This is a genomic window from Halobacillus sp. AWH4_228, assembly GCF_056158365.1.
Map to the genome: position 1 here is coordinate 829,680 of NZ_JBSWTE010000001.1, position 25,008 is coordinate 854,687.

Annotated in this window: 21 protein-coding genes; 16 read left to right on the plus strand and 5 right to left on the minus strand. The window is 50.6% G+C overall.

Annotated features, from left to right (window positions below; translation table 11 throughout):
* Window positions 1–45 precede the first annotated feature (45 nt).
* From ACXADP_RS04140 to ACXADP_RS04150, 3 genes are read right to left on the minus strand one after another with little or no spacing between them, the layout of a single operon-like run.
* Complete coding sequence (locus tag ACXADP_RS04140; protein ID WP_474969695.1) at window positions 46–1,413, minus strand: PTS ascorbate transporter subunit IIC; 1,368 nt, start codon at window positions 1,411–1,413, stop codon at window positions 46–48.
* 35 nt (window positions 1,414–1,448) lie between these two features.
* The gene (locus ACXADP_RS04145; RefSeq protein ID WP_474969694.1) at window positions 1,449–1,715 is read right to left on the minus strand and encodes a PTS sugar transporter subunit IIB; all 267 of its coding nucleotides are present in this window, start codon (window positions 1,713–1,715) and stop codon (window positions 1,449–1,451) included.
* 20 nt (window positions 1,716–1,735) lie between these two features.
* Window positions 1,736–3,832, minus strand: coding sequence for a BglG family transcription antiterminator (locus ACXADP_RS04150; protein ID WP_474970880.1), 2,097 nt, complete (start codon window positions 3,830–3,832; stop codon window positions 1,736–1,738).
* Between the two features lie 273 nt (window positions 3,833–4,105).
* Here ACXADP_RS04150 and ACXADP_RS04155 point away from each other — a divergent pair, with 273 nt between their 5' ends.
* The 4 genes from ACXADP_RS04155 (at window position 4,106) to ACXADP_RS04170 (ending at window position 8,273) form a co-directional block, all read left to right on the plus strand.
* Window positions 4,106–4,474, plus strand: coding sequence for a hypothetical protein (locus ACXADP_RS04155; RefSeq protein ID WP_474969692.1), 369 nt, complete (start codon window positions 4,106–4,108; stop codon window positions 4,472–4,474).
* Between the two features lie 185 nt (window positions 4,475–4,659).
* Window positions 4,660–5,613: an aldose epimerase family protein gene (locus ACXADP_RS04160; RefSeq protein ID WP_474969691.1), complete on the plus strand. Its 954-nt coding sequence runs from the start codon at window positions 4,660–4,662 to the stop codon at window positions 5,611–5,613.
* A gap of 747 nt (window positions 5,614–6,360) precedes the next feature.
* Window positions 6,361–7,950: a solute:sodium symporter family transporter gene (locus ACXADP_RS04165; protein WP_474970881.1), complete on the plus strand. Its 1,590-nt coding sequence runs from the start codon at window positions 6,361–6,363 to the stop codon at window positions 7,948–7,950.
* 68 nt (window positions 7,951–8,018) lie between these two features.
* Window positions 8,019–8,273, plus strand: coding sequence for a hypothetical protein (locus ACXADP_RS04170; RefSeq protein ID WP_474969689.1), 255 nt, complete (start codon window positions 8,019–8,021; stop codon window positions 8,271–8,273).
* A 620-nt stretch (window positions 8,274–8,893) separates the two neighbouring features.
* Here the strand turns inward: ACXADP_RS04170 and ACXADP_RS04175 are convergent.
* Complete coding sequence (locus ACXADP_RS04175) at window positions 8,894–9,757, minus strand: helix-turn-helix domain-containing protein (RefSeq protein ID WP_474969688.1); 864 nt, start codon at window positions 9,755–9,757, stop codon at window positions 8,894–8,896.
* 229 nt (window positions 9,758–9,986) lie between these two features.
* Between ACXADP_RS04175 and ACXADP_RS04180 the strand changes: the two genes are divergently transcribed.
* From ACXADP_RS04180 to ACXADP_RS04225, 10 genes are all read left to right on the plus strand, one after another.
* Entirely contained in the window at window positions 9,987–12,248 is a 2,262-nt protein-coding gene (locus tag ACXADP_RS04180) for an alpha-galactosidase (protein ID WP_474970882.1), read from the plus strand.
* Window positions 12,245–13,417 carry a galactokinase gene (locus ACXADP_RS04185; RefSeq protein ID WP_474970883.1) on the plus strand — a complete coding sequence of 391 codons (1,173 nt, stop codon included), beginning with the start codon at window positions 12,245–12,247 and terminating at the stop codon, window positions 13,415–13,417. Before ACXADP_RS04180 ends, ACXADP_RS04185 begins: the two co-directional genes overlap by 4 nt.
* Complete coding sequence (gene galE / locus ACXADP_RS04190; protein ID WP_474970884.1) at window positions 13,414–14,403, plus strand: UDP-glucose 4-epimerase GalE; 990 nt, start codon at window positions 13,414–13,416, stop codon at window positions 14,401–14,403. The genes ACXADP_RS04185 and galE overlap by 4 nt, the downstream gene beginning before the upstream one ends.
* A gap of 21 nt (window positions 14,404–14,424) precedes the next feature.
* On the plus strand, window positions 14,425–15,924 hold the full coding sequence (galT, locus tag ACXADP_RS04195) for a UDP-glucose--hexose-1-phosphate uridylyltransferase (protein ID WP_474970885.1): 1,500 nt from the start codon (window positions 14,425–14,427) through the stop codon (window positions 15,922–15,924).
* A 21-nt stretch (window positions 15,925–15,945) separates the two neighbouring features.
* Window positions 15,946–17,898, plus strand: coding sequence for a beta-galactosidase (locus ACXADP_RS04200; RefSeq protein ID WP_474970886.1), 1,953 nt, complete (start codon window positions 15,946–15,948; stop codon window positions 17,896–17,898).
* Between the two features lie 796 nt (window positions 17,899–18,694).
* Window positions 18,695–20,149, plus strand: a complete 1,455-nt coding sequence (locus ACXADP_RS04205) for a nitrilase-related carbon-nitrogen hydrolase (protein WP_474970887.1) — start codon at window positions 18,695–18,697, stop codon at window positions 20,147–20,149.
* Between the two features lie 9 nt (window positions 20,150–20,158).
* The gene (locus ACXADP_RS04210) at window positions 20,159–20,698 is read left to right on the plus strand and encodes a LytTR family DNA-binding domain-containing protein (RefSeq protein ID WP_474970888.1); all 540 of its coding nucleotides are present in this window, start codon (window positions 20,159–20,161) and stop codon (window positions 20,696–20,698) included.
* A gap of 6 nt (window positions 20,699–20,704) precedes the next feature.
* The gene (locus tag ACXADP_RS04215) at window positions 20,705–21,112 is read left to right on the plus strand and encodes a hypothetical protein (protein ID WP_474970889.1); all 408 of its coding nucleotides are present in this window, start codon (window positions 20,705–20,707) and stop codon (window positions 21,110–21,112) included.
* Window positions 21,113–21,247: 135 nt separating this feature from the next.
* Window positions 21,248–22,060 carry a DUF3100 domain-containing protein gene (locus tag ACXADP_RS04220; RefSeq protein ID WP_474969681.1) on the plus strand — a complete coding sequence of 271 codons (813 nt, stop codon included), beginning with the start codon at window positions 21,248–21,250 and terminating at the stop codon, window positions 22,058–22,060.
* Between the two features lie 3 nt (window positions 22,061–22,063).
* Window positions 22,064–22,516: a hypothetical protein gene (locus ACXADP_RS04225; protein WP_474970890.1), complete on the plus strand. Its 453-nt coding sequence runs from the start codon at window positions 22,064–22,066 to the stop codon at window positions 22,514–22,516.
* 211 nt (window positions 22,517–22,727) lie between these two features.
* Here ACXADP_RS04225 and ACXADP_RS04230 read toward each other — a convergent pair whose 3' ends face one another.
* Window positions 22,728–23,444 (minus strand): DsbA family oxidoreductase, encoded by a 717-nt coding sequence (locus ACXADP_RS04230; RefSeq protein ID WP_474970891.1) that lies wholly within the window; start codon window positions 23,442–23,444, stop codon window positions 22,728–22,730.
* A 334-nt stretch (window positions 23,445–23,778) separates the two neighbouring features.
* Between ACXADP_RS04230 and ACXADP_RS04235 the strand changes: the two genes are divergently transcribed.
* Window positions 23,779–24,096: a DUF3817 domain-containing protein gene (locus ACXADP_RS04235; RefSeq protein ID WP_474969679.1), complete on the plus strand. Its 318-nt coding sequence runs from the start codon at window positions 23,779–23,781 to the stop codon at window positions 24,094–24,096.
* A gap of 61 nt (window positions 24,097–24,157) precedes the next feature.
* On the plus strand, window positions 24,158–24,991 hold the full coding sequence (locus ACXADP_RS04240; protein WP_474970892.1) for a peptidoglycan-binding protein: 834 nt from the start codon (window positions 24,158–24,160) through the stop codon (window positions 24,989–24,991).
* The last annotated feature ends 17 nt before the right edge of the window (window positions 24,992–25,008 follow it).

The window sequence follows — 25,008 nt, forward strand, 5'->3', positions numbered from 1 at the left end:
AAAAAAGTGCCCAAACCTCCGGAATGGAAGGTTTGGGCACTTCGTTTATGCGGCGCTTGTATCTTTCTGTTTTTCACTGCCGCGTTTTTTTGCGGCCAGTGCAAACGGTAGAGCCAGCAGCGCCAGGATGATGCCGACAACAACCACATTGGATTCTACAAGGTTGATCAAGTTGCCGAGGACGATCCCGACAACTCCGAAGTCCCCGTCACCAAATGTTGTTCCCTGGAAGCCTAAGGTTCCGAGAACAGGGAGAAGCAGCGCAGGAAGGAAGCTGATCATGACACCGTTGGCCATCGAACCGAAGATCGCACCTTTGCGTCCACCGGTCGCATTCCCGAACACGCCGGCGGCTGCTCCTGTAAAGAAGTGGGGGACGAGACCGGGAACGATGACTTTCAACCCGAGAAGGGGAAGGAACAGCATACTGATCAACCCGGCGGCAAAGCTGAAGAGAAATCCGATGATGACCGCATTTCCTGCAAACGGGAAAATAGCAGGACAGTCGAGCGCCGGTTTGGCGTTTGGTACGATCTTATCCGCAATCCCTTTGAACGCCGGCACAATTTCTCCAAGCAGCATACGCACACCAGCAAGAATGATGTAGACACCGGCAGCAAAAGTCAGTCCCTGCATGAAGGAAAACACCAGGAAGTTCTGACCTCCGCTTAACTCAGATTCTACAAAGCCGGGCCCCGCGGCTCCAGCGACGACGAAAAAGAGAATAACCATCGTCAGTGAGACAGACACAGAAGTATCTCTTAGGAAACTGAGGGATTTGGGGACTTTGATTTCTTCGGTGGACCTGGAGTCTTTGCCAACCACTTTTCCGATTGAAGCGGCAACAAGGTAGCCGACGGAACCGAAGTGTCCGACAGCAAAATCATCAGACCCCGTGACTTTTCTCGTATAGGGCTGAAGCATGGCCGGGAATAACACCATGATAGCTCCAAGGATGATGGAACCGAGAAGGATCATGCCTGCACCGGAAAAGCCCCCGGTCGTCAGAATGACAGAGATGAGACAGGCCATGAACATGGTGTGGTGCCCGGTTAAGAAGATATATTTAAAAGGGCTGATGCGGGCCAGGATAATGTTGACGACCATCCCGAACAGCATAATCATAGCCGTTTCTGTACCGAAGCTTTCCTGCGCCAGTGCAACGATCGCTTCGTTGTTGGGGATGACCCCTTCGACAGCAAAGGCTTCATCAAACATGCTGCTGAAGTTCCCGAGAGACTGGACGAGCACATTCGCCCCGGCTCCCAGGATGACAAATCCCATCACGGTCTTCAGCGTACCGGAGACGACATCTCCGGAATTTTTCTTTTGTACAAGGAGCCCGATAAGAGCGAATAATCCAACGAGGATGGCAGGGGTTCCCAAAATATCTTTCATGATCAAATCAACCATATAAGTCGCTCCTTTGTTTGATGGAATGGGTTAGGTTACAGGTTTTGTTCCAACGCGCTTCTCAACTCGTTCTTGTCCATCAGGTTCTGCAGTTTTACGACGTTCTTCTGCCCATCTTCCAGACTTTCTACAATATCCTCAGATCCGAGGAAGAGGTCGGCCTGCTCGGTTTTGGCCGTCGTCAAATCGGTGTGGGAGACTTCTGCTTCCTTCCCCATGTCCTGAAGGGCTGATTTCACATTCATTTCAACAATCATACTGCTTCCAAGTCCATTTCCACATACAACTAATACTTTTTTCATTTGAATACCTCCTCGTAATTTTACACTTCTATCGTTTGGTTGATCAGGTGAAGAATTTCGTCATGAGATGACGCTTCAATCATTCGATCGACGGCCTCTTCGTCAGAAAGCAGTTCCGTCAGCTGGGCAAGCGCTTTTAAATGGGTTTGATTATCAATGGCTGCCAGAATAATGATCAATTGCGCTCGATGCTTTTCCTTTTCAGAAAAAGCGACCGGTTCATTCAGTTTTAGGAGACTCATCCCGAGCTGCTCCACGCCACTTTCCGGACGGGCGTGAGGGATGGCGATCCTTGGGGCGATCACGATGTAAGGTCCCAGCTCTTTGACATTTGTAATCATAGCTTCAACGTATTCAGGATGGATGGAAGATTTGTCGATTAACGGCTGGGCAGCCGTGCGGATCGCTTCTTCCCAATCCGGAGCCTGTTCTTGAAGCTGAATCGTATCCTTCGTCAATAACTCGTTAAGCATTGGCTTTCTCAGCTCCTTTCTATCGGTATGAAGGCGGTCCAACATCATAGTCATCTCTTTTTGAAGCCGTTCCTGCTGGTGGACGGTCGCATACTTTTGAATCGTTTCCATCAATGCGGCCGGCAGGCTTCTGTCTGCGGGTTCTGTTTCCAATTGTTGATTCATGATTTGGATGACCCGTTCTTTTTCAAAATTGTTCAAGATGGCCGGGACGTGGATCACCGGTACCTCGTCCGACTTCACATAATTGGTGGAGAATACGACATCGGTGTCATGCTTGTTTTTCTGATACTCCCGTTTGGAAAGAATGGCAGTGATCCGAAGTCCGGCAATCAACTCTTCCAGCTGGGAACGAAGCATGTTGGATGTACCGATGCCGTTTTCACAGACGATGATGCCTCTGTACTTCGTTTCGACGGCTTTTTTTTCTTTGTTCAACCATCCCCCGAAATGAAGGGTGATATAAGCCGTTTCCTCCTCAGGCACCGGCCTGCCGATGAACAGCTCCAGGTGCTTCATGACGCGTTGGGTCAGATGATAAAGGTCGGCATAGGTTTCCTGAATGTTTTGAGACAGCTCGTTGGTGACTTTGACTCCATATTTAATCCGGTAATAGGCGGGTTTGATATGGGACAGCAGGTTCTCTTCCAGCCCTTTTCTGTCATCGAAGACGACAAATGAATAAATCTGAAAATCTTCGATCATCTGGTGGATCACCCGTCGCAGTCCTTCACTTTCCCTTTCTGAATACCGGCTGATGTCGTCGTGCTGCACTTTGGAACTAAGCAGGTTCATCGTCATAAAGCAGATTTCATCTTCCGGAAAAACCAGAGGCCATACGTTTTCCAGTTCCTTTGTAAGAACGGAAGCGGAACGATAGGCGTCGGTCTGTTTCAAAACTTCCTTTTCTTCCGGCTGTACGTGGACGAATTGGTTCATGTCGATCCGTTTGACCATCATCAGCATCTGAAGGGCCAGCAGATCGGCCATTTCGTCGGTAAATGTGGCCCCGAGCTGTTCCTCAACATCAAACAGGAGCCGTTTGATGATCCGGCTGCTTTCTCCGGACGGAAGGAAAGAGGGCAGGGCCATGTGTTGGATGTTGTTTTGAACCGTCACCCACTCAGGATGGGAATAGGCATCAACGACCAGGTTCAAGAGCATCAGCCTCTGGACACCCTCCGGTCCCTCCACCTGGTAGCCTGCTCCTTTTTGGTAATGGAGTCTCAACCCCGTCTGGTCAAATTCCTGTTTGAGTGATGCAATTGCTTTGGCGACCGTTCCTCTGCTCATATGGGTGAGATCCATAAAGGTATTCATCGATGCATGGGGCTGTAAAAGAATGTTTGCTTTAATCAACAGGGTGCGTTCTTTTATTGAAAGCTGGTAATGCCAGCCGTCAAAATGAAGGGAAGCCCCTTCCAGGTGATGTCTGGATGATTCAGGCAAGCAGAGTCCCTCTCCGTGTCTGGTCTCGAGCCGTTCCAGCTGCTGGCCGGCCAGCCAGTCGTTGATCTGTTCGACATCATAGTACACGGTGCGTGGAGAGACATTCATTTGGAAAGCGAGCTCTTGAACAGGGACAGGAGTTGTCGACTGATTCAAAATAGATATCAGGTGTGCACGCCTTTTATCTAAAACCATGGAGGGGCCCTCCTTTGTTTTTCTAGGAAATTCATGCAAGATTGTACGTTGTGATTGGGATGATCATCTTATGTTATGAGTATAGCCGTTTAATGACGGATATGTAAGGGGTTTCAATGTTCATAGTTTTTCATATGCAAATTTGCAAAATTATACGCATGGAAGGCTGATGAAGGGTTTCTGTGAAAATTTGAATGTCGGCCGTAGAAACGGGGGATATTTTCCATGGTCCTGCATATAGTGGTATAAGCTTTATAATGGAGGAATGGAAACGTGAGAAAGTGGCTGGGAACCTTCTTTGTTTTCCTAATCGTAGCCGGCTGCGGCGCAGGATCTTCGCAGCGGGCCATTCAGGAACTGACATCCACGATGGAACATGAACTTCATATCGTTTACTTTTATGAACAGGAACGTCCTACAGAAAAGCTGGAGGCTCAGCTGACGGGGATGAAAGTGTTTCTGGCGAGAAAAAATATACCAGCTTCCATCAGTTACAGGAAGATCAAGGACGATAAGGATTATGAAGAACTACTGGGAGTCAAAGACGGGCAGATCCTTGTATTCGATTATAAAGGCATCCGCTTTAACGCCCGTAATATACACGTGCTGGAAGGCATGATCTTACAGCTTTCCAACCCATAAGCAGACAGAGACTTAGAAAAGTCTCTTTTATTTTTCTGTTTTTTCCAAATTTAGAAAAACCTCTTCCACGATATCCATGGATATGCTACCTTATACATAATAGATAATTGGAAGCGTTACCATTGAAGGTGGGCCAGAAATGAACGCTTGGAAAACCAGGAGACAGTGATGGAGGAGGATGAATCATGATCGATGTATCGACCTGTCAAAAGACGACATTTAAAGGACTGAAAGCAGTTGTACTGGAGAATGAGTATGTACGCTCTGTCATCCTTCCTGACTACGGAGGAAAGATGGTCAGTTTTTATGACAAGACCATTCAATATGAGTGGCTGTATCAGGCACGGGAAGAGTCCCTCCGGATACCGCCGTACGGGGCGGATTTTTCGGCGTATGATTCCAGTGGGTTTGATGAAATGTTCCCCGGTATCGATCAGGGCCCTCATCCTGTAACGATGGACGAAATTCCCGATCACGGGGAAGTATGGGCCATGCCTTGGACATGGAAGGCCACCTGCGATGGAATGGAATTGACGGTGGAGAGTGATCGGTTTCCGTATCGGTTGATGAAACGGGTCAAGCTCGGGAAGAACGATGTGGAAATCACCTACAAGGCAGTCAATAAGGGATCGGTTCCATTTCCTTTTATATGGACACCACATGCGCTGCTCAACTATAACGACCAGACGGAAATCCAAGTACCAGAAGCGATGAAGGAAGTGATGAGTGTAGAAGCTTCCTCCACCCACTTAGGTGGTTGGGGCACAACGCACACCTATCCGGAAACCTCATCCGTTTCTACGGGGGAGCGGATCGACCTGGCTAAGCTCGAGCCGTTGGAGGACGGCACGGCTGAAAAGTTTTATTTCACAAAGCCTCTCAGTGAAGGCTGGTGCGCCCTTGTACAACCGGACCTTGGAAGGAAATTGACTTACCATTTCCCTGAAGAAAAAGTTCCATACCTTGGCGTATGGAAAACCCGCGGGGGCTATAGAGGCGAGCATAACATCGCCCTTGAACCGTGTACTGGTGTCTATGATGATGTGTATGTAGCGGACAAAATCGGCCGGGCATCCTACATTCCCGCAAACGGCTCCTACACATGGAAGTTTAAGATGGAAACAGGCAGCAGTTTTTAAAAAGATGAGAAGCCTGCGAATCATTACAATCCTGGAATGTCAGGAAAGAATGGGAGCTAGCATGTGGTCTCTGGTCACGTTCCGCTTATCGGTGGATGCTTGCCGCGGGCACGGCCTCAGCTAACTTGGGCAGGAAAACCACCTGTCCAAGTGGATCTTCGGCTCGTGCTGTTCCCGCAGGCGTCACCACCGAACGCTCCTCGTGACCTTCCCTGATGATGCTCTATAAAAGGAAGATTTTCTGTTTATCAGAAGATCTTCCTTTTTTATGTCCAAATCATAGAAAAAAGCATGTGCCTTCTCTTTATCAATCTGTATGACGAAACCAAAAGACGTACAACTCATAATCGGTTGTCTGCTCGGGTGCTGTCCATGTCCTGAATCCTTCTCCCCTTATCCAACAGATAAAAGAATGGTCGGAACTTCTGGAGGGGGGCTGGAAAGCAGAAGGTTTTATAATTTGTTGAGACTCCGACCATTCATCGGACTCTTTTTTGTGTAATAGATAAAACAGCAAAAAAGTGCAGAATTATGATGATTTTTGGAAATTCATGGTGAAGAGGCAGGAAGGTCAAGGCTTCTCCCGTCTCTAATCTGTCATAAAGATTCTCCTATTGTAAGCAAAAAAAGACAGAAAACGGCAGAATTTTTACCATTGAAACGCTTTCAGAAAGACCGCTAATATAGAAGTTACATAAAAAAGCGCATACATACATTTGGTTCCGCTTACACAAAGGAGAGGCATCTATGAATGCATTTACAGTCGTATCATTCTTATTTTTTACAGGTTTCGTTGCTCTCGTAGCCTGGTGGTTTACTAGAAAGGAAAAACTCGATACACAGGACGGCTATTTCCTTGGCGGGCGTAACTTGAGCGCCTGGGTCATTGCTGGTTCCCTGATGCTCACGAACCTATCAACCGAGCAGCTGGTCGGCCTGAACGCGCAGGGCTACTCGGATACCCTTGCCGTCATGGGCTGGGAAGTTGGATCGGCCATTTCATTGGTTATTGTAGCTTTCTTCCTGCTGCCTCGCTATATGAAAGGCGGCATCACGACGATTCCCGATTTTCTGGAGGATCGTTATGATTTTAATACAAAACAGATTGTGACGATTCTTTTCTTATTCGGGTATGTATTCAACCTGCTGCCTCCTATTCTTTATTCCGGAGCTGTAGCGATCAACGGTTTGTTTGATATTCCGGGCGCACTCGGTGTAAGCCGTACGGTCGGAATATGGATCACCGTCTTTGCAATTGGTACTGTCGGTTCGATCTACGCAGTTTTCGGAGGATTGAAAGCGGTCGCCGTATCCGACACGATCAACGGCGTCGGTCTGTTGATCGGTGGTTTGATGATTCCGATTTTAGGTCTTTTCGCTCTTGGGGATGGATCGATGACAAATGGGATCCAGACAATTGTGCAGGATTCTCCGGAAAAATTGAATTCTGTCGGCGGACCGGACAGCCCGGTACCATTTGGAACGATGTTTACAGGGATGCTGCTTGTGAACCTGTTCTATTGGGGGACAGCCCAGCACATCATGCAGCGGGCGATTGCTGCCAAAAACTTAAAAGAGGGCCAGAAGGGTGTTTTAATTGCTGCATTTCTGAAGCTGCTCGGTCCTGTATTCCTGATCGTACCGGGAATCATCGCCTTCAATATGTTCGGTCCGGGTCTTGAACCGACCGACGCCTACCCCCGCCTCGTCGCGGAAGTGCTTCCGGCACCACTTGTGGGCTTCTTTGCGGCAGTCTTGTTCGGAGCGATTTTATCCTCCTTCAACTCAGCCCTGAACTCTTCGGTTACCTTGATTGCCTTGAACATTTACAAGCCGTATTTCAACCCGGATGCTCCGGATAAGGTAGTCGTAAGAAAAGGGAAATCTGTCGGTATCATTCTTGCTGTATTTGCGATGTGTATCGCTCCGCTTATCGATAAAGTGCCGCAGGGATTTTTCCAATACCTGCAGATCGTTAATGGGTTTTATAACGTACCAATCTTCACCATTCTCATTGTCGGGTATTTAACGAAACGGGTGCCGTCCATTGCAGCGAAAATATCATTGTTCGTCTTTATTTCCATCTACGCAACGACCCAGCTGGTCTGGGATACAGGCCTTCACTTCCTGCACATTCTCGGCATCCTGTTTGTCCTTTGTACTGGATTGATGCTTCTGATCGGGAAGCTTCGTCCGAGGGATACCGACTTTGTACTGGAAGAAAAAGCGAAAGTGGATATGACGCCGTGGAAGCTCGTCTATCCTGTCGGCCTGGCCGCCACAGCTGCGATGGTCGTCATCTACCTGCTGCTCTCCCCAATCGGCATCTTATCCTGACTGATGTTCCCGCCTTCTTTTTGATATAATGAGAGTATTGTCAAAAGGAGTGAAAGGCGGGAAAAAGAATGGGAAAAGCCAGTCAGCCGATTGAGTCTTTTTATCATAAAGTGTACGAGAACCTGGATGCGTTCCATGAAGAAGCGCAGGAGCTTCAACGAGCAGAGTCCGGTGGCGATCCAGTGGATGACGAAAAGCTGGAGCGGACAGAATTTGCGCTCCAGCTGGCTAAGGACGTCCTCGAGAACTTCGTGGACGATGGCAAGAGCATGACCATCAACTACGATAAACGTTCGGTCACCATTGAAGTACCAAAACGCTGAAAACAGGGCGGCTCCTGTGGAGAGCCCAATGTCTGCAAGTCGCATGCGGTCACGCTCCGCTTATCGGTGGATGCTTGCCGCGGGCCCGGCCTCAGCTAACTTGGACAGGGAAACCACCTGTCCAAGTGGATCTTCGGCTCGTGCTGTTCCCGCAGGCGTCACCACCGAACGCTTCTCGTGACCTCACGAAAGGTTCATATGAAAAAGGGAAGGTTTCCTGTTCTACAGGAAACCTTCCCTTTTTCATACGTTTGCATAATACCGGAGAAGAATATGATCTCTTGAAACCTGTCTTTCGCAGGATAACAAGCAGTGTGGCTCATGACAGAGGGCCCAAAATCGTTTGGGTATAGGTGCTGGCGCTGTCCACTTACCATCATATAAAAAATTCATCCTACCCTGGGCGAGACATCCTTTTTTGGATCCGAAAGGTGTTGCGACCATTCCGCTCCTGCGGAAAAACGGGCGGCCGAGACCCCGCAGGGCGTTCTCTCCGAGGAGGCTTGGACGTTCGTCCGCGGAAAGGGGCTTCTGGAGGCGCTGGTTCAACATAGAGCTGCTGGAAGCGTTGAAAGGACTGCCCTGACCGGGGCCGTCCTTTCTTATGTCTGATTCTACTGTTACAAATGTTTGTGAGATTCGCGGAATCTGCCGGGAGTGAGGCCGGCCTGCTTTTTAAAAACCTTCGTAAAATAATTGGCGTTTTTATAGCCGGCAAGGACGGCGATTTCCTCAGCCGAGTATTTCGTATTCGCCAGCAGTTCCTTCGCTTTGTTGATCCTGATCGACGTTAAGTACTGAATCGGCGTCTGACCGGTGGCGGCTTTGAACTGCCTCGTAAAATGATAGCGCGACATGCCGGAGGCTTCCGCCATATCATCCGGGCTGATTTCCTCGGTGTAGTGGTTTTTGGCATACATGCTTGCGGCGATGATGGCATCCGGCCACTGGACGAGTCCTTTTTCCAAGGTGGAGCAGTAATGAAACAGCTCCATCGTGAATTGATAAGCGTAGCCGGAAGCCTGATGGGCATTGGCGATCTCTTTATTGGCCGCTGATTCGAGCAGCTGGTGGACGTAGGAGACGGGCGGCGCATCCGGAGGCATATGGAGGATCGCTCCGACATTCTCCTGAATCTGGTTCCAATAGGACTCCACCACATTTCCATACAGCGTCAAAAACATGAATTCCCATTTATCACTGTGATCGGGGAGATAATACCGGTAGTCCCCGGGGATGTTAACGATGAACGCCTGTCCCGGCGTCAGCTCATAGGTCGTTCCTTCAATATCGATGGCTCCTTTTCCTGCGGTCGTGTACTGGAAAATATACTTCCCGCGGTCGCGCCGGTTCTTTCCGTCCCAGTCATACAGCGTGGTCGTCTGTTCGTCCCAGCCGAGGGACCAGATCTGGGCAAGCTGCTGCAGGTCCGGATCGGAAAACCGGTAGCCGTAGGAGCCGTGTGTCAAAGAAGAAGGGGTCAAAGCAATTCTCCTTTCCTGGAAAAGCAAATATAAGCAGAATTTCATAATGGTTAAGTTTCTGTTTTCCCTCCATATCATAACAGCTAACCTGATCTGGTGGAATATCGATAAGCAAAAATGTGCAGAATGCGTCTTTTTATTTACCATTGATTGAAAAGGGGTTCATTTTTACAATAAAGCTAACAACTACTTGGAAGCGTTTGCGGAAAAGATTGGAGGAGGAAACATCTTGGCGATTCACATCACGGAAGACAGCCGGCAGTTTCACTTACAAGGAAAAAACATCAGTTACATTATACATGTCCTTAAAAACGGTCAGATCGGCCATCTTTATTATGGAAAGAAAGTAAGGGACAGGGACGATTTCAGTCATTTGTCCAAGGAGGAGTTCCGCGTCACTTCTTCCTATGTCTATGAGGAAGATCCAGCGTTTTCTCTGGATATGATTCCCCAGGACTACCCTGGGTATGGGACATCGGATTACCGGGAGCCGGCTTTTCACATCCGGCAGCCGGACGGTTCGAGAATATCGAACTTCGCTTACTCCTCCCACCGTGTCGCCCCGGGAAAGCCTTCGCTTGATGGGCTTCCAGCGACCTATGTGGAAGACGACGCAGAGGCGGAAACGCTGACCATCACTCTCTTGGACGACCATACCGGTATGAAGCTTGATTTAGTGTATACCGTCTATCATGACAAAGACGTTATCGTCCGCTCGGCAAGATTTACAAATGAAGGACCGGAACCGTACCAGCTGGACAGGGCGCTGAGTGCTTCCATGGACTTCCCGGACAGCGATTTTGAGTGGGTCCAGCTTTCCGGCGGATGGTCAAGGGAACGTCACATGCATACACAGCCGCTTCATCCGGGCATCCAGAAAATCCAGAGCACCCGGGGGACAAGCAGTGCCCAGCACAACCCTTTCATCGCTGTCCAGCGGCCGGGGACGACGGAGCATTCTGGAGAAGTCTATGGATTCAGTCTCGTATACAGTGGCAACTTCTTAGGGCAGATTGAAGTCGATCAATATGAGCAGGCACGGATCAGTATGGGGATCAATCCATTCGATTTCAGCTGGAAGCTGGAGCCGGGCGGATCGTTCCAGACACCGGAACTCGTCTCCGCTTTTTCATCGCATGGACGCAACGGTTTAAGCCATTTGTATCATGATTTGTATCAGAAGCGGCTTGCCCGCGGGCGCTGGAGGGATCAGGAGCGTCCGGTGCTCATCAACAACTGGGAAGCCACCTATTTCGACTTCGATGAACAGAAGCTTCAATCGATTGCCGAACAGTCCAGCCGGCTGGGTGTCGAGCTGTTCGTCCTCGATGACGGCTGGTTCGGCCGAAGGAATGACGATACAACGTCGCTTGGCGATTGGTTTGTAGATGAAGCGAAACTGCCGAATGGATTGAAACCGCTCGTTGAAAAAGTGAATGAGACAGGGATGACGTTCGGCCTATGGTTTGAACCGGAGATGGTATCCAAGCAAAGTGAGCTTTATGAAGCGCGTCCCGACTGGATTATCCAGGTGGCAGGAAGACACCCTTCTACAGGCAGGCATCAGCTGGTGCTCGATTTCTCCAACCCGGAAGTGGTGGACTACATCTATGATCGGATGAAAACCATTTTGTCAGAGGCCAACATCGAATATGTGAAATGGGATATGAACCGCTATATGACAGAAATCGGATCGGCACGTCTGGCTTCTGATCAGCAGATGGAAGTGCCTCACCGGTATATCCTCGGGGTTTATGATTTGTATGAGCGTCTTACCACAGCGTTTCCACACATTCTATTTGAATCGTGTGCAAGCGGAGGGGCGAGATTCGATCCGGGTATGCTGTATTACGCACCTCAAGGGTGGACGAGTGATGATACTGATGCCGTCGAGCGTCTGGCGATTCAATACGGAACCTCGATGGTGTATCCATTGAGCAGCATGGGCGCCCATATTTCCGCCGTTCCCAACCATCAGGTGAAACGGGTGACGAGTTTGAAAACGCGCGGCGATGTCGCCTTCTTCGGAGCGTTCGGTTATGAGCTGGATGTAACGAAAATGAACGAAGAAGAAAAAGAACGGATGAGTGAACAAATCACTTTTTATAAAAAGCATCGGGCTTTGTTCCAGTTCGGTACCTTTTACCGGCTGACGAGTCCGTTTGAAAAGGGCGGGAATGAAACGGCATGGATGGTCGTATCCGAGGACGGACAGCGGGCGGTCGCTGCCAGTTATCAAGTGCTGGCCCGCCCTAATCCAGGCTTCCGCCGGATCCAGCTGACCGGGCTGAATCCGGAGACGGAGTATAGGATTGCAGGCTTGGAGCGCACGTATTATGGAGATGAACTGATGCATGCCGGCCTGCAGCTGGAAAGCGGCTACGACGGATCACAGACAGGCGGACTGGAGGAGTCCGGCGACTTTACTTCCCAGTTGTTCGTCCTGACAGCCGTTACGAATTCTACAACAATGGATGAGGTGGAAAAATGAAGCAGATGATCAAGGCATTTCATGAACAGTTTGGAAACGGGGGAGACATTCACTCGTTTTTTGCGCCGGGGAGGGTAAACTTGATCGGCGAGCACACCGATTATAACGGAGGACACGTTTTTCCGTGCGCGCTGAGTGTCGGCACGTATGCGGTGGCCAGAAAGCGCAGCGATGCGAAGTTACGACTGTATTCGATGAACTTTCCTGAACTTGGTATGATAGAAGCGGACATGACTGCGCTCGTTTATGAAAAAGAGCAGGAGTGGGCCAATTACCCCAAAGGTGTCGCAGCGAAAATCCGGGAAGCGGGTTATCCGCTTTCTGAAGGGGCGGATATCGTCTATTACGGAAACATCCCGAACGGTGCCGGTCTTTCTTCATCAGCCTCCATTGAACTAGTCACAGGTGTCGTACTGGATGCCTTTGCCGGACTTGACATCGACCGGGTGGAGCTTGTGAAGCTTGCTCAAGCGGCGGAGAATGAGTTTGTCGGAGTCAACTGCGGCATCATGGATCAGTTTGCCATTGGTAAAGGCGAGAAGGATCATGCGCTCCTGTTGAACTGCCAGACGCTGGAGTATCAGAAAACACCGATCCACCTGGAAGACGAAACGCTTGTCATCGCCAATACGAACAAGCGCCGAGGACTGGCGGATTCAAAATACAACGAACGACGCCGGGAATGTGAAGAAGCTTTGGAGCAGTTGAAAACCGAACTGGAAGCCGACTTCCTCGGGGACATTTCTGTAGAAGATTTTGAGGCCTGTAAACACGTGATTGATGATCCTGTTACGCGAAAACGCGCCAAACACGTCATATATGAAAATGCACGTACGATTGAAGCGGTGGAAAAGCTGAATGCCGGGGATATCAGAGGTTTCGGCCGGCTGATGAATGATTCGCACCGTTCACTGCGGGAGGATTATGAAGTAACAGGAAAAGAACTGGATGCTTTAGTGGAAGCCGCCTGGGAAGAAGGAGCCGTTGGGTCGCGAATGACAGGCGCCGGGTTCGGAGGCTGCACCATCAGCATCGTTCCTAAAGCGGACATTGATACTTTTAAGGAAAACGTAGGAGAACAGTATTATAAGAAAACCGGTCTTGAAGCGGACTTCTACGTGGTGGAAATCGGCGACGGGGCGAAACGGTTGGAGGAGGAAGAGGAATGAGTGTACTAGTATGTGGAGGTGCCGGATACATCGGCAGCCACGCCGCAGCCCAGCTGCTGGACAGAGGCGAAAAAGTAATCATTGTAGACAACCTGCAGAAAGGTCATAAACAGGCCATTCTTGAGGGAGCGGTTTTATATAACGGGGACCTGAGAGATGAAGCTTTCATGAACCGTGTGTTCGAGGAAAATGAGATTGATTCTGTCATTCATTTTGCGGCGGATTCCCTTGTAGGGGAAAGTGTCGAGGAGCCACTGAAATATTACGACAACAACGTATACGGAGCGGTCTGCCTGTTGAAGGCGATGGCTGCTCATAACGTGAACCGGATTGTCTTTTCCTCCACGGCGGCGGTTTACGGGGAACCGGATCAGGTGCCGATCCAGGAAGACGACCGCACCTTCCCGACCAACCCTTACGGAGAAACGAAGCTTGCCATTGAAAAGATGCTCAAATGGGCCGAACAGGCGCACGGCATCAAGCACGTGGTGCTCCGCTACTTTAACGTAGCCGGTGCTGATCCGGACGGACGCATCGGGGAAGATCACCGTCCAGAGACGCATCTCATCCCGATCGTGCTGCAGGTAGCTCAGGAGAAGCGTGAAAAGATCATGATCTTCGGCGATGACTATCCGACCGCAGATGGCACCTGCATCCGTGACTACATCCATGTGACAGACCTTGTGGACGCCCATCTGCTGGCGATTGACAAGCTGAAACGCACAGAAGAAAGCGGCATTTATAACCTTGGGAACGGACAGGGCTTCAGTGTCAAAGAAGTCATCGATACCGCCCGCCGTGTGACCGGACGGGAGATTCCTGCCGAAGTGGCTCCGCGCCGCGCCGGTGATCCGGCTCAACTCGTCGCATCCTCCGGAAAAGCGATGGAGGAGCTTGGCTGGACGCCGCAGTATGCTGAACTGGAAACGATGATTCAAACCGCATGGGACTGGTTCCAAAACCACCCTGCCGGTTACAACCAATAAATTGAAGGGCTGGTGACAGACGTGTCCATTTATCACACCATTGAACGACTGCTTCAATACGGATTAGCCAAAAAGATGATCTCCGTGTGGGATGTCGATTACACCCGCAACCGCCTGTTCCATTTGTTTCAACTGGAAGGGAAAAATCCGGAAGAAACGCCGGAAGATCCGGTGCCGGATACACCTGTAGACCTTTTGGAACCGATGCTTGATTATGCAGTGGAGCAGGGACTGATCGAAGACAACACAACGACAGAACGGGACTTGTTCGACCCGAAGATTATGGACTGTCTCGTTCCACGCCCGTCGGAAGTCATCCGTGATTTTTATTATGCCTTTGAAAAGCAGGGGCCGGAAGCGGCGACGGAAAAATTCTATCAGCTTTCCAAGGATGCGCATTACATCCGCACGGACAGGATCGCCAAAAACAAACACTGGTACAGCGAAACGGAATACGGCGACCTTGAAATTACGATCAACCTGTCCAAGCCGGAAAAAGACCCGAAGGCGATTGCCGCGGCGAAAAATAAAAAAGCCGACAGCTATCCGGACTGTCTGCTCTGTAAGGAGAATGTCGGCTATGCCGGACGTCTCGACCATCCAGCACGGGACAACCACCGGGTGATTCCTGTCGATTTGGAAGGCGAGCATTGGTTCCTGCAGTATTCCCCATATGTGTACTACAACGAACATGCCATCGTTTTATCAAGGGAACACCGTCCAATGAGCATCTCCAAAGAAGGGTTCGACCGGCTGCTTGATTTCGTCGATCAGCTGCCCCACTATTTCGTCGGCTCCAATGCGGATCTGCCGATTGTCGGCGGCTCGATTTTGAGCCATGACCACTTCCAGGGCGGACATCATGAATTCCCGATGGCGAAAGCGCCTGTGGAAGAAAGCATCCATATTCCGGGATATCAGGATGTGGAAGCTGGAATCGTCCGGTGGCCGATGTCAGTGCTGCGTCTCAAGAGCACCGACCGCACACGACTGGCTGAGCTTTCCGACCGCATTTTGACGAAGTGGCGCGCGTATAGTGATGCGTCGGCGGATATTTATGCCGAAACAAACGGAGAGCCGCATAACACAATTACTCCCATTGCCCGCTATCGAGACGGGGCGTTTGAAATGGATCTCGTTTTCCGCAACAACCGTACGAGTGACGAGCATCCGATGGGAATTTTCCATCCACATGAGGAAGTGCATCACATTAAGAAAGAAAACATCGGCCTCATCGAAGTGATGGGACTGGCTGTCCTGCCGGGACGCCTTATTGATGAGATGGAGGCGTTGGCGGGATACATCCAAGGCGGAGAGCTTCAAGGAAAAGCCCTTAAGGATGAAAAAACAGCCAAGCATGTCCCGTGGGCGGAAAGCATCCGCTGGGAAAAGGATGATGTATGGCCGCAGCTGCAGGATGAAATCGGCCGCCGTTTTTCAGTCGTGCTGGAGCACGCAGGCGTATTCAAGCGCACGGCAGAAGGACAGGACGCATTCCGCCGTTTTCTACAAACGATATAGATTGGAATCAGGAGGACAGCTATGACGTACTTAGGTGTAGATTATTACCCGGAGCACTGGCCGGAGGAAAAGATCGACGAAGATTTGGAAGGCATCAAACAGCTGGGGGCCAACATCGTACGAATCGGTGAATTCGCCTGGCATCTGATGGAACCCGAGGAAGGAAGATTTGATTTTTCCTACTTCGATCAAGTCATTGAAAAGCTGAAGCAGAAGGATTTCCATATCATGTTCGGCACGCCGACCGCGACGTTCCCGGCGTGGCTGGCGAACCAATACCCTGAGATTCTATCGGCCGATGAATACGGCCATCCGCGCGTTTTCGGAGGACGCCGGCAGTACTGCTTCAATTCCGACGTCTATCGTTCGTATGCGGCAGAGATTACAAGAAAGGTCGTCGAGCATTATAAGAATGAGCCGGCCATCATCGCCTGGCAGATTGATAACGAATTCGGGCATGAAGGCAGCGATATGTGCTGGTGTGGGTCGTGTGAAAAGAAATTCCAGACCTATCTGGCCGAGAAGTATGACAGCATCGACCAGCTGAACGAGGAGTGGGGAACGATTTTCTGGGGCCAGACGTACAACGCCTTCTCAGAAATTCCTGCACCGAAACCGACGATTACGACGCATAACCCGAGCTTAAAGCTCGAGTGGGCGCGCTTCCGTTCTGACTCCCTGAACGGGTTTGCTCATGAAATGACGGAGATTGTAAAGGAAACAAAAGGCGCGCACCAGCAGGTCACGACGAACGTTTCCGGCGGGTTTTTCTCGAAATGGTTCGATCACGCAGAAAACCTCCGCCCGATGGACTTTGTCTCCTATGACAACTATCCGGTCTGGGGTGGACTGGAAGAGCCGATCGCACCGGAAGCGATTGCGATGATGCATGATTTCAACCGGGGGCTGCTGGATCAGAACTATTGGATCGTGGAAGAGCTGATGGGAGCGCAGGGCCATGATGTCATCGGATACCTGCCGCGTCCGAATCAGGCGAAAATGTGGTCGTACCAGGCTTTCGCCCACGGCTGCTCCAATCTGCTCTACTTCCGCTGGCGCGGGATGACGAAAGGGGCAGAGCAGTTCTGCTATGGTGTCGTCGATCATGATAATGTGTATGGCCGCAAATACAAAGAGGTCCAGTCCCTGTTCAGCGAAATGAAAGATTACGGCGAGCTGCTTGATGCACCCATCCAGGCAGATATAGCCGTTCTCTATGATTATGACAACATTTGGGCGTGGCGTTCCCAGATTCAGAGCCGCGACTTTGATTTTACCGATGAACTTGTCCGCCTCTACCGCCCATTTTACAACCAGAATGCAGCCATTGATGTCATACCGGCAGACCGTGATTTATCCGGCTATAAGGTTGTGGTCGTACCGGTGATGCATGTGATGGACGAGGCGCTTGCCGAGCGGCTGAGAGCGTTTGTACAGAACGGAGGGACTGTTCTCTTTTCCTACCGTACAGGGTTGAAAGGCAAAGACAACAACCTGCGTCTCGGTGAAGTTCAGCCGGGACTCGTCCGCGATCTCGTCGGCGCCCGGGTGGAGGAAATCGAATCGCTCACCAAGGATCACCGTCTCGAGCTGGAGGGTGAAGGACGCTTCTCAGAAGTTCCCGGCACCGTCAGCATCTGGCGTGATCTGCTCGTACCGGAAACAGCGGAAGCTCTGTACCAGTACACGGATGCGTTCTATGACAGCTACGCAGCTGTCACGAAAAACAGCTTCGGAGAGGGGCATGTGTACTACATCGGCGGCGGGCTCAATGAAGAAGCTCTCGATCGGATTGGTGAGGAGATTACGGAACATCATCAGATTGAAACGATTTCTTCGGACCGCGGAGTTGAAGTGTACCGCCGCAGAAGTGGGAAGGACTCCTACTTGTTCGTGATGAACCACACCAGTGAAGAGCAGCGGTTCCAAGGAGAGTCGCTGGCACCATTTGAAAGCCGATTGATTCAGGAATAACACGTGTGTAAGGCCCTTCTTTATTAGGAAGGGTCTTCTGCTTGTAGAGAAACCCCTGTTTCTTTACAAGCTTTTTTCTTTCTTACCGCCAGGAGCGAAAGCCCCTTCCCTTTCCGCGGACGAGCGCCCGAGCTTCCTCGCAAAACCCACGCTCGGCGATCTCGGACCACTCGTTCTTCCGCAGGAGTGGAAGGGGCACCGCTCCTTGGGAGTTCATTAAAAACGAACAAGACTCTCCTTCACCCCGCTCACCTTTGCTGGATGGAAGAGAGTCTTTTTCATATTCCTGCAGGCAGTCGTCATCAGCGCTTGTTCTTTCCCTTCTTTTCCACGCAAGCGGCCATAGCGCAGCTCATGTCGTTCTTTGGAATCTGCGAACCTGCATAGGGCGCAGTCTCTCTCCTCAATATTCTAACGTCGGCATTCATCCACCAATAAGCGGAATGTGACCCCTCCCACGACAAATGGACAACTCTAACTGGTTAACACAGGCTTTTTCTAAAGCCAAAAGGCCCTTCCTTATTAGGAAGGGCCTTTCTTATGGTTCCCCCATCCCCCATTAACCAGACAGCCTTCTGCAGTAAGCGCTCCTCTTATGCCGGCCTCCTATGCATCCTTTGAAGGTCTTCTTCTCCAACGCCCCCCTGCTGTTTTTAAATTTTTATAGAAGTGCAACGACAGTGATCAGGAAAGATGTCCTTTTCATCCTCCATTATGTCCTTTCCGCGGAAAAACGGGGGCGGTTTATTCTCTGCCGGCTTACGATAGAGACAGTAAAAGAAAGGGAGTGGGAGAAATGAAATGGATGCGGATGATCCTTTTGATGGCGGCTGGGGTGACTTTTATGGCTTGGAGCAACGGAAAATATTTAAACAGTGTGGCGGCGTGGATTTTTCCGGTTCTTTTTATGACGGCTGTGAAGGAAATGTCCTTCAGAAAAGCATGGCTTCTTCTTCCTTTGGCCACGGGGGCGGCTAATCAAATCAGCTTTCAACATATGCTGCCGAGTCTTGACGTTCCTTTTTTTGAATACCTTCCTGGTTTGGCTGGAGCTTTGTATGCCATCCCCTATCTTCTACAGAAGCATGCGTACCAAAGGAGTGATTCCTTTATCGTTACGCTGCTTTTTCCATCGGCTTATACGTTGCTGGATACGCTTCATATGTACCTCAATCCATATGGCAGCTTCGGTCATCTCGGTTATTCGCAGCATCAGCTTCTCCCGGTCATGCAGATGGCATCCATCCTCGGCATTACAGGCCTCACGTTTCTCATTACTTGGACGGCCGCTGTTGTCTTCTGGCTGATGCGGGGAGAGGTGACGTTGAAGAAACGCCGGACGACTCTTGTGATGGCCGGCGTGCTCGCAGTTGCCCTGACCCTTGGCGGACTGCGGACGATCTCAGGAGGAGAAAAAGAAACCGTCCACGTTGCCGGTCTGCACATCTTTGACCGGACCAACGAGGAGACGACGGAAATTTTTCAGCTTCAGGAAAGCGATCCTTCCTTATTTTTGGAAAAAGCCGGGCAGCGGATGGATGAATTGATCAAAGCTACTGAAAAAGAAGCGGAGCACGGGGCAGAAATCATCCATCACGCCGAAGGCTCGGTCATTATTGATGAATCACAGAAGACGGAGTATCTGGACAGACTGCGGGAGGTCGCCGTAAAGGCCGGCGTCTACATCATCACCGTCCCGTACATCTATACTCCGTCAGAGGAACCGAACGAAAATGTTCTGTACATCATTGACCAGAACGGAGAGATTGCCGCGGAGCATTATAAGTACGGCGGGAGCTTTGTCGAACAGACGGTCGAGGGAGACGGGGATATCCCTTATGTGGACACTCCTTACGGTCGGATTGCCGGAGTCATCTGCTGGGATAAGGATTTCCCAGCCGTCATGGATCAAGTCGGGGAAAAGGACATCGATCTTCTCTTTGTTCCATCCGCTGACTGGAAGGAGATATCGCCGTACCATACCATTGTGGGCACGTTCCGCGGGCTGGAAAACGGAGTAGCTGTCATCACCCAGACGGTGAACGGGATGTCGATGATCACGGATGCTTATGGACGTACGATTGCGGAAATGGATCATTTTACGACAGACAACTGGACGATGCACGGCCATGTCCCTGTAGAGGAGAAGCGGACCTTTTACACGGCGGCGGGGCATTATTTCCCCGTATGTATTATAATAGCTGTGATTCTACTTCTGTACGCCGTGTTTATTAGAAAACAAAGAAAGTGAGGGGCTGCTGTGAAACTCGGATTGATCTGCGGGAATGACCACAGAGAGCGGATTTTGGAAAAATTCGAAGCTCTCGGTATCGAAATCTACCGACAGGCCGATGTCTATGTCGTCCAGGAAGGCCTGCAGGACGGATTTCTGCCGTGCATCGTTTTCCATCCGGATCACCTGGAGGAATTGACGCTGCTTTTGCAGTCACTCTCCTCCAAAACATCCTCCACAAAAATCGTCGGTATGAAACAGGAGGAATTCCGTGTCCTGCCGCATGCCGACATTTTATATTTCGAAGCTCAGGATGCCGTTGTTTTCTGTCATACGAAAAATGACGTCTATCGGATGAAGGAAAAGCTGTTTCGACTTGAGGAACGGCTGCCGGGAGAACAATTCATCAAAGTAAGCCGCTCTTTTATCGTTCATATCGACACAGTGGAAAAAATTATTCCGTGGTTCAACCGTCGTCTGCTCTTGACGTTTGAAGGATCGAAAAAGGAAGTGGAAGTGTCCAAAAACTATGTGAAATCTTTCAAAACGTTTCTAGGAATGAGGTGATCAGCGATGAAAAAATATTATACGGAAGCTCTTCTGCTGTCGGTCCTCATCGGCGTGTTGATCCGGGGAGTCGTTCTCCTGTGGTCCGGCCGTCCACTGCTCTCCGGCCCGGAGGATTATGTGTTCAGCGTTTTGATCGCTGTGCTGTCCTGTTCGGCCGCCTTCATCATCCACATGCACATCCTTGCCGGCAGGAAGTCTTCCTTTTTGAAAAAAGCCGGCTGGTCCTGCCTGCTGATTGCTCTTCTTTACGGGGCCGGCAACCTTTTGTTCAGTGGGTATTCGATCCTTCTCGAAGTGGCTTTCTATGGATATGGCGCCGGCATTCTTGCCGTGTCGCTCCTCTTGATCTATCAATTGAACAAACGCATCCAAACCTATGAGTATTACTTGAAGAAAAAGAAAAATCGATAGGAAACCCCCTGTCACCACGGGGGTTTTTTTCGAATAAAGCGGTTCCTAAACCTTTTCTCCCAAAAAATAACTTTGATTTTAATATTCAGAACATTATAATGATTGGTATATTTATTTTCATTAAGGGGGAGAGGTATGAAACAAGAGCTTACGAATTTATGGAAAGACTGGCGTTTACATATGATTGTGCTCGCCATCGTCCTCCTGACAGAGGCGATCGGTACGCATTCCTTTACGGTCGGTCCCGGCGTAGTACTGCTGCTGCCGATGCTTTATGCCATCATCATTGGTCTTGGATTATTTTTTACACCGCTCATTAAGGACAAACAGTCGAAAAACGCGGAGCCGCTCATCGTTCTTGGTGTCACGCTGCTGATTGCCAAAATCGGCGTGATCATCGGTCCATCGCTTCCACAGATTATTGAAGCAGGTCCAGCTCTATTGCTGCAGGAATTCGGGAACCTTGGGACGATCTTCATCGCCCTGCCTGTCGCGATCATGCTCGGGCTGAAGCGGGAGAGTATCGGCATGACCCACTCGGTCGCCCGTGAGCCGAATGTCGGTCTCATTATGGACAAATACGGGTTCAACTCACCGGAAGGACGCGGCGTCATGGCCATCTACATATTCGGTACGGTATTCGGTGCGGTTTTCATGGGTTTGATATCCGGTTTTCTGGCCACACTGACACCGCTCAATCCGCTGTCCTTTGCCATGGCTTCGGGTATCGGAAGTGGAAGCATGATGGCTGCTGCCAGCGGCTCGCTCGTCGCCGCTTTCCCACAGATGGAGAACGATATCCTCGCTTTCGCCGGGGCAAGCAACCTGCTCTCCTTATCGACAGGTCTGTATATGAGTATTTTCATCGGTCTGCCGCTTACAGAGAAGCTTTATGAAATCATGACGCGCAGAAAGAGCACCAGCTCTCGCGTAGAAAAGGGGGCGTAAGCGATGCTGAAAAATATACAGGAATGGCTGCTCATGCTTGCGATTTTCGGAGTGACCGCCCTTTTGGGGAACTGGATCGGTTATGAGGTCATCGTCTGGGAGGCGGTGCCGGGCATGCTTGTGCTTATCGGCATCTGTCTCGTCGGTTTGATACTGGGAAAAGTGCTCCCGGGAAGCATCCCGAGTGTCGCTTATGTTGCGCTCGTCGGTGTGCTCGTGTCGATGCCGTGGATTCCGGGTTCCTCGTTTATCGTGGAGACGACGAGTGAAGTGAACCTGCTTGCGTTGACGACACCGATTCTTGCCTACGCCGGTATTGCCATCGGCCGCTCATGGGGGGATTTCGTCAAGCTTGGCTGGCGCAGCATCGTTGTTGCGATGTGTGTCATGCTCGGGACGTATATCGGTTCGGCATTGATCGCCGAAGTGATTTTACGCTTCCAGGGGATCATTTAAGGAAAAAGGCTGCAGCTCACTGGAGATGGTGACCGGCTGTTTATCGGTCCAAGTGGAACACCTATCAGTCTTTCCGCGCGGATATCGGTCGAAATGCTGATATATCGGTCAATCGAGCGTTTTATCGGTCAAAAAGCGGATAAATCGGTCTCCTGCTGGTTTCACACCTGAAATAAAAAAAGCTGCAGGATCATGTCCTGCAGCTTTTTCGTTATTCTTTTCCGGAAGGGACTTCACAGCCGTCTTCGGTGCAGGCCGCACCATTGTCTGTGGAAAGGTCTTCAAATGCTGGTTTGTTTTCTTCATCAAAGGCTTTCTGAAGGCCGTTGACGAATACTTCCGTCGGCTGCGCGCCGGACACAGCATACTTACGGTTGATAACGAAGAAAGGAACGCCCTGCACACCGATTTCATGCGCTTCTCGTTCTTCCATGCGTACCGCTTCTGTGTAAGCGTCACTGTTCAGGACGTCTTCCACTTCGCTGCGCTCGAGACCAGCATCAACAGCGAGGCGTGTAATCGTCCCATAATCACCGATATCCTCAGAGTCCGTCAGCACGGCTTTGAAGAAGCGCTCCGCTGTTTCCTTGCCGAGCCCTTTTTCATTCGCCAGCTGAGCCACACGGTGGGCGGCGAACGTGTTCGTTGGAATCATCGTATCAAAATGGAAATCAAGACCGACGCTTTTCGCCTGCTCGGTCATATTGGCTGTCATGCCGCGCGCCTCTTCCAGAGAGCGGCCGTATTTATGAGCCAGGTGCTCATGCATGACTGGTTCTGTGTTGCGCCCGGCATTCGGATCAAGCTCAAAGCTCTTATATTCGACTTCTACCGTTTCGTTGGGGAACTGCTTCAATGCTTCCTCGAGACGGGCCTTTCCGATATAGCAGAAAGGACAGACGAAATCGGACCATACTTCTATTTTCACAGGGATCACCTCTACTAGTAATTTCTCTTCCCATTGTACGAGTGTTGGAGAACGAATGCCATTATTCTGTTTGTCAGGCATTTGGTTGATATATTCAGAATTTCGTTGATATATCTGAGAAATAATCGATATATCGAGAAAATAATGGATATATCCACAAAAAAATCGATATACGCAGAAAATCATCGATATCGCCCGTCCGCCCCATCTGTGAACAAAAAGTGAAAGCCGCCGCGGGTGATTGCATCTCCTTTCCAGAACCATTAAGATAGAACTAGTGAAAGCGCCATCCCAGGGCGGCGCCGCTGATTTTTTGCGATAAAGGAGACAGCGCATGCTTAAAACACCCATTGGTAAATTGCGAGTGATGGGATTCCTTGAGGGAATGTCCTTCCTGGTTCTGTTATTCATTTCAATGCCGCTGAAGTATATGTTTGATTATCCGGAGGCCGTTTCTGTCAACGGCGCCATCCACGGCGGGTTGTTTGTCATCTATATGGCTGCCGTCGCGTATGTGACCTTCACCGTCCGCTGGCCGCTCAAATGGGCCGCAGGGGCGTTTGTGGTTGCGTTTATTCCGTTCGGGAACTTCATCCTGGATCACCAGCTGAAGAAGAACTTCACAAGTCAGCCGGACAGTCTGACCGCTTAATACGCCGATAGACACCGAATCCCTTTCTGCTTCGATTATAAAAGCAGGGAGGGATTTTTTTATGATTACATTGGAAACGTTAAAATCGCGGAGCAGGAACAATATGGGGAACGTCCATCCGGAAGTGCAGAAGAAAGTGGAGAAGCTGTTAACGGAAGCGTACGAGCGGAGACTGTTCGTCCAGATCTCCTCCGGCTACCGGACGTATGAGGAGCAGGCGGCTTTATATGGAAAAGGACGTCCCGGCTACACGTATAAAGGGAAAACGTATGGCAGAAGCGGGACGATCGTGACGTATGCCGAACCGGGAGAGAGCAACCATCACAGCGGCCGCGCCGTCGATTTTTTTTTAGTCACCCCGGATGGACGGACAGCCCTTTGGACGGTTGATCATAACTGGCGCTGGGTGGCGGAACGGGCGAAGGAACTGGGTTTTTCCTGGGGAGGCGACTGGTCAAGCTTCAAGGATTATGCCCATCTTGAGCTGCCGATCGTCCATTACGTCCGGCGCGGCAGTCAGGGGAGCCTCGTCAATGACGTCCAGGAGAAGCTCCGGAACCTCGGCTATTACACGGGGGAGATCGACGGACGCTTCGGCCCGCTGACAGAGGAGGCCGTCTCCACCTTTCAGAAAAAAGAAGGTCTCCAGGTCGATGGGAGTGCCGGTCCGGAAACGCTGCAGCGGCTGGATATCCGGACGTACCCGGGTACACCGCTTAGAAAAGGGTCACGCGGGGAGGAAGTGAAGGCTGTTCAGAAAAAGACAGGCGCAGAAGCGGATGGGATTTTCGGAAGCCGGACAGAGGCTGCTGTCCGCGCTTACCAGGACTCCCGCGGTCTTGAGGTCGATGGAATTGTAGGTCCGAAGACATGGGGGTCGCTGTTCGGGAGGTAAAGCACCCATTGCGGGTG